Raw genomic sequence first — 5,872 nt, forward strand, 5'->3', positions numbered from 1 at the left:
CCTATCCGGGCTTTTATCAGGAAAGCGGGCAAAGATATGGGAACTATTGGTGGGGATTCAAGGGGGAAGGGGCAGTTGACAGTGGATAGTGGTCAGTTGGCAGCGCTGCGGGATACCCCGATCAGCTTCTGAGACGCAAAAGGCCGCGCCCACAAGCCTAGGCGCGGCCTCATACGTTCCAAAATCGACAACCTCGCCCGCGCAGCTGTTAACTATCCACTGTCAACGAGATTAAAGCTGGGTCAGCGCTGCCGAGAGGATCTTGGCAGTAATATCCACGGTGGGAATCACCTTTTCATAGTCCATGCGGGTGGGGCCAACCACGGCGAGCACCCCCATCGGGCCGTTATCCGCCTGGTAGGGTGCAGAAATCAGCGAATAATCCTCGAAGGGCTGGAAGCCGGATTCACGGCCGATAAAGATCTGCACCCCGTCGGCCTTCATGGACCGCTCCAGCAAATGCAGGATATCGCGCTTGTGGTTGAAGGCGTCGAACAGGTTGCGCAGCTGCCCCAGGTTTTCCGCCTCGGCAGACTGGATCAGGTTGGATTCCCCGGAAACCACATAATCGGAATCGGGCCGCTCGGTGCGCAGGGCCTTGTCCGCCACCGCCACCGCCGTCTGCATCAGGGCATCCATCTGCTGGCGGTCGGCGTTCATGGTATCCAGCAAACCATCGCAAATGCTGTTCAGGTCGCAGCCCGCATAGGTGTGGTTGATATAGTTGGCCGCCTGGCGCAACTCCACCTCATCGTAATCCCGATCGGTATGGATGATGCGGTTCTGCACCTCGGAGCGGTTAACCACCAGCACCACCAGCACCCGCTTGCCCGACAACGGCAAAAACTCCACCTGCCGCAATGTGGACACATCCCGCCGCGGCACTGCCACCAGCCCGGCCATGCGCGTCAGCTCAGCCAGGGTTTTCGACGCCTGGGCAATCAACTCCTGGGAGGACTGCTCCGGCGCCAGCAGCTGCCGCAGCTCCTTCTTCAAGTGTCGGTGGTCCGGGCGCTCCATGACACTGGTCGCCAATAGCGAATCCACATAAAGGCGGTACCCCAGCTCTGTGGGGATGCGCCCCGCCGAGGTGTGCGGGCTGCTCAGCACCCCCAACTCCTCCAGCTCAGACATGATATTGCGCACCGTAGCCGGGCTCACGGTCAGGCCGCTGCCACTGGCCAGCGTCTTCGAGCCCACCGGCTGGCCATCGCGGATATGCCGCTCCACCAGCGTCATCAGCAGTCGTTGTTTACGTTCGTTAAGATCCAGCTTTGCCATGGGGGTATATGTACCAGAAAATCGCCCCTCTATTATATAGAGAACCGCAGCCGGGTTTCATTGGGCAGAGGGCTTACACTCTGCGCGCGATTCCCCTACCATTAGCAATACTGACCATAAGAACAGTCATCATAACAAGGACGTCATCATGACCGACGAAAACCCGAACAACCCCTACCAGGCCCCGGACAGCACCACCCGGCGCCCGGCCAGGCCCGACAGCCCGGAACTGGCCAGCCGCCTGTACCGTTTTCTTGGCTCCATCATTGATGGGCTGGTACAGCTACTGGTCATCGGCCCGATCATCTACTTCACCGGCATCTGGGACGCCCTGATGCAAGGCAGCGGCGACATCAACCTGACCACCAGCATTGGCCTGTTCATCGCCGGGGAACTGATCTTCCTCGCCCTGCAGGGCTGGCTGCTGTTCAACCGCCAGCAAACCATTGGCAAGACGATTCTCAATATGCGCATCGTCGGCATGGAGCAGGACAACGTGCCCGCAGGCAAGCTCTACGGCCTGCGCTACCTTGTTTTTCACGTGCTCGCCCAGCTGCCCGGCGTCAATCTGATCATGATTGTCGACCCGCTGCTGATTTTCCGGTCTGACCGCCGCTGCCTGCACGACCACCTTGCCGGCACCCGGGTCATCCAGACCCAGAGCACCACCGCTTAACCCCGATTTCGCCTGTTCCGGAGGAGCACCATGCTGACACACCTGAGCGTTCGTCATTTTGCCACCGTTGACCAGCTGGAGCTGGAGCCCGAAAACGGGCTCACCGTCATCAGCGGCGAAACCGGGGCAGGCAAATCCGTCATCATCGACGCCCTTGGGCTCACCCTCGGGGATCGCGCCGATTCATCCATCGTGCGCCACGGGCACGACCGCGCCGAGGTGCTGGCCACCTTTGATGTGAGCAACAACCTGGCCGCCCGCCAATGGCTGGCCGAACGGGAACTGGATGATGAAGAGCAGTGCCTGCTGCGCCGCACCGTGCGCGCCGACGGCCGCTCCCGGGCCTATGTGAACGGCACCCCCACGCCGCTGGCGGAAGTCCGCGAGCTGGGCGAACGCCTGATCAGCATCCACAGCCAGCACGAACATCAGGCGCTGCTGAAAAAAGACGCCCACCGCCAGCTACTGGACAACTTTGCCGACGCCCGCGACCTGGCCAACAGCGTGCGCGAGCACTGGCGCCACTGGCAGAAGGCCCGCCGCGCCCACGACGAGGCCCTAAACCAGGCCCGCGAACAGAACGAGAAAGAAGAGCTGCTGCGTTTCCAGCTGGAAGAGCTGGACGCCCTCGCCCTGCAAGACGGCGAGCTCGAACAACTGGAGCAAGAGCAGCAGCGGCTGGGCAACGCAGAAAGCCTGATCCGCGTCTGCCAGCAATCATTGAACGCGCTTTATGAAGGCGAGGAGGGCACCTGCAACGACCACCTCAGCCAGGTCAGCCACTGGCTGGATGACGCCCGCAACAACGACGACGGCCTGGGCAGCATTGCCGACACCGTGGAATCCGCCCGCCTGCAAGTGGAAGCCGCCGCCGACGATCTGCGCCATTATCTGGAAAAACTGGACCTGGACCCGGCGCGCCTGAGCCAGGTGGAAGAGCGCCTGAGCCAGTGTTACACCCTGGCCCGCAAACATCGCGTTCGCCCGGAAGAACTGGTGGAGCATCACCGCAGCCTGCTGGCCGAGTCCGACGCGCTGGGCAATGTGGACGCCCACCTGCACGCCCTGGCCGAGCAGGAAACGTCGGCCCAGCAGCACTATATGGACAGCGCACGCAAACTCAGCAAGGCGCGTCGTAGCGCCGCCAAGGCCCTCAGCCAGCAAGTACAGAAACAACTCACCGCCCTGGGCATGAAAGCGGCCCAGCTGGATGCGAGCCTCAGCGAATGCAGCCCCACACTCGACGGCCTGGAAGAGGTGGAGTTCCTGTTCTCCGCCAACCCCGGCCAGCCGCTCAAACCGCTGGGCAAGGTGGCATCCGGGGGCGAGCTGTCGCGGGTCAGCCTGGCCATTCAGGTGATCTGTGCACGCAACCTGACCGTGCCAAGCCTGGTATTCGATGAAGTGGATGTGGGCGTGGGCGGCGGCGTCGCCGAGATCGTCGGCCGGTTACTGCGCGAGCTGGGCCAGCACGCCCAGGTGCTGTGCATTACCCACCAGCCACAAGTCGCCAGCCAGGGGCACCAGCACTGGCAGGTACACAAGATTCAGGGAGACGACACCACCCACACCCGCATTCAGGGGCTGGACGAGACCGCAAGGGTGGAAGAGCTGGCGCGCATGCTGGGTGGCGTGGAAATCACCGAATCCACCCGCAATCACGCCAAAGAGATGCTGAGCAAAGCCCAGGCAGCCTGACAAGAAACGCAGCATGCTTCACGCAACAGGCACCACGCCCGTGTGCGACATGAAGCGTGCTGCGTGAGGCGCTACTACTTCTTCTTCGGCTTGACGTACAACACCAGCGAGTGATCCACGATTTCGTAACCGTGCTCCTCGGCAATGGCGTGCTGGCGCTTCTCGATCACGTCATCCATGAATTCCACCACCTGGCCGGTTTCCATGCACACCATGTGGTCGTGATGGTCTTCATCGGCCAGCTCGAAAACGGCTGAGCCCCCTTCGAAATTGTGGCGCAGCACCATGCCAGCCTGCTCGAACTGGGTCAGCACGCGATACACCGTGGCCAGCCCCACGTCTTCGCCGGAGTCCATCAATGACTTGTAGATGTCTTCCGCGCTCAGATGGCGCTCTTCGGACTTCTCCAGTTGCTGCAGGATTTTCACCCGCGGCAGGGTCACTTTAAGGCCCGCTTTTCTGAGATCCTGATTATCCAATGCGTATGCTCCATCTGCCAATCAATGGCGGTTTTAAAAAAGGCGGAAAATCTGTACCACCGGAGGCACCAAGGCGAACTCCTCGCCCGGTGAACTGTCCATGAAGAGGACCAGACTACCAGACGGGAGTTTGTCATGGGTTCCCAAGTCTGTATTATCGCCCGAACACTTAGCGAAGTCGAAAATCATGCCCCGGATTCTAGTTTCACTGACACTGATATCACTTCTGGCCACCGCCGGCTGCAGCACCCTGCGATTCCCCGGCGTCTACCGCATTGATATCCCACAAGGCAACTTCGTCACCGAAGATATGCTCAGCGAGCTGCAGCCCGGCATGTCACCGGAGCAAGTGCGCTACGTGCTCGGCGCACCGACTCTGGTCGACCCGTTTACCCCGGACCTGTGGATCTACCCAATGACTTACCGGCCCGGCAAGGGCGAGAACGTCAGCCAGAGCATCACCGTGTACTTTGAAAACGGCACCTACAGCCGCTACGAAGGTGAAGTCATCGACGACTTCAAGGCCAAGACCTCCGGACGCAATGATCTGGAATTGCAGCGCAAAGCCGCTGAGCGCAAGGATGAGGCCGAATAAGCGAGCGGCCCCCTTGCTGACCGGCCACGCTATAAAAAAAGCCTCTCAGCCCTTGTCTGCAGAGGCTTTTTCTTTTGCTCGTTTCTTGCGATTAAGCTTCGGGTCCGCCGTCAACGGGCGGTAGATCTCCACCCGCTCGCCCGCCTTGAGTACATGCCCCGCCGGGTTCGCCACCACCTTGCCGAACACCCCCATGGACGCCTTGCCCAGCTCCAGGCCGGCAAATTGCTCGTCGATACCCGATAACCGGGCCGCCTCCAGCATGGTGGTCCCTTCAGGCACATCCAGGCCTATCAAACGCTGCTTTTCCGGCAACGCATAGGTCACTTCCACGTGAATCATGGCATCACTCATTGTGCTGGCTCCAGCGGCGCCGACGGCACCTCACCGTCTTCAGCATCATCCGCGGGCTCTGCCACTGGCGCAGGGATCTCGGCCCCGGCCGCCACGCCCGGCGCTTCAGAGGCCGCCGGCGCAACCGGTTCCGGTTCCTTCACCGGGGCAGCCTCATCGGCAGGCGCCACGGCACTCCAGATGGAATACACAAACAAGGCGACCACCGCCGCCGGAGAGAAAATCCGCACCAGCGCGCGCCACACCAGGTACAGCTTGAAGTTCTTGATCCCCAGTTCCTTGCGCGCATGGGTTTCCTTCATCACCCAACCCGCAAAGATGGCAATCAACAGGCCACCCAGCGGCAACATCACCGTGGTGGACAGGAATTCCATGTTGTCGAAGAAGGTACCCGCCAGGAACGTATTGTCCTGCCACAGGTTAAAAGACAGCACCGAACCGATGCCCAGCACCCAGGCACCCAGCCCCACCACGGTAGCGGCCACCCCCCGGGACAGACCGCGCTCCACCAGCCACGCCACCACCGGCTCCCCCAAACTGATGGACGAGCTCCAGGCCGCAGAGACGACCAGAATGAAGAACAGGGAACCGAACAACATGCCGCCCGGCATCTGACCAAACGCCAGCGGCAGCGTTACGAACATCATGCCCGGCCCCTGGCCTACCTGCAGATCATTGGAGAAGATCAGCGGGAACATGGCCACACCGGAACCCAGCGCCACCAGCGTATCCAGCAGCGCAATAATGATCACCGTGGACATGATCGACACCGGCTTGGGCTTGCCCCCC

General features: G+C 61.2%; 6 protein-coding genes and 1 pseudogene. 3 read left to right on the plus strand and 4 right to left on the minus strand.

Going from position 1 to position 5,872, the window contains the following annotated elements; translation table 11 throughout:
• Positions 1-231: 231 nt before the first annotated feature.
• Entirely contained in the window at positions 232-1,281 is a 1,050-nt protein-coding gene (hrcA, locus tag A3730_RS13075) for a heat-inducible transcriptional repressor HrcA (RefSeq protein ID WP_063538203.1), read from the minus strand.
• 148 nt (positions 1,282-1,429) lie between these two features.
• On the opposite strand from hrcA, the gene A3730_RS13080 reads away from it, so the two are divergent.
• Both A3730_RS13080 and recN read left to right on the plus strand, forming a co-directional pair.
• A complete protein-coding gene (locus tag A3730_RS13080; RefSeq protein WP_063521477.1) occupies positions 1,430-1,957 on the plus strand; it encodes an RDD family protein in 528 nt (175 codons plus the stop codon).
• Between the two features lie 30 nt (positions 1,958-1,987).
• On the plus strand, positions 1,988-3,655 hold the full coding sequence (gene recN / locus A3730_RS13085) for a DNA repair protein RecN (protein WP_063538205.1): 1,668 nt from the start codon (positions 1,988-1,990) through the stop codon (positions 3,653-3,655).
• Between the two features lie 74 nt (positions 3,656-3,729).
• Here recN and fur read toward each other — a convergent pair whose 3' ends face one another.
• On the minus strand, positions 3,730-4,134 hold the full coding sequence (fur, locus tag A3730_RS13090) for a ferric iron uptake transcriptional regulator (protein ID WP_007149572.1): 405 nt from the start codon (positions 4,132-4,134) through the stop codon (positions 3,730-3,732).
• A 187-nt stretch (positions 4,135-4,321) separates the two neighbouring features.
• Here fur and A3730_RS13095 point away from each other — a divergent pair, with 187 nt between their 5' ends.
• A complete protein-coding gene (locus tag A3730_RS13095; protein ID WP_063520748.1) occupies positions 4,322-4,729 on the plus strand; it encodes an outer membrane protein assembly factor BamE in 408 nt (135 codons plus the stop codon).
• Between the two features lie 45 nt (positions 4,730-4,774).
• Here A3730_RS13095 and A3730_RS13100 read toward each other — a convergent pair whose 3' ends face one another.
• A complete protein-coding gene (locus A3730_RS13100; RefSeq protein ID WP_063520747.1) occupies positions 4,775-5,083 on the minus strand; it encodes an RnfH family protein in 309 nt (102 codons plus the stop codon).
• A pseudogene (locus A3730_RS13105) lies at positions 5,080-5,872 on the minus strand (sodium-dependent transporter); the annotation flags it as partial. The pseudogene A3730_RS13105 and the gene A3730_RS13100, both read right to left, overlap by 4 nt.

This window comes from Alcanivorax sp. HI0044, assembly GCF_001634945.1.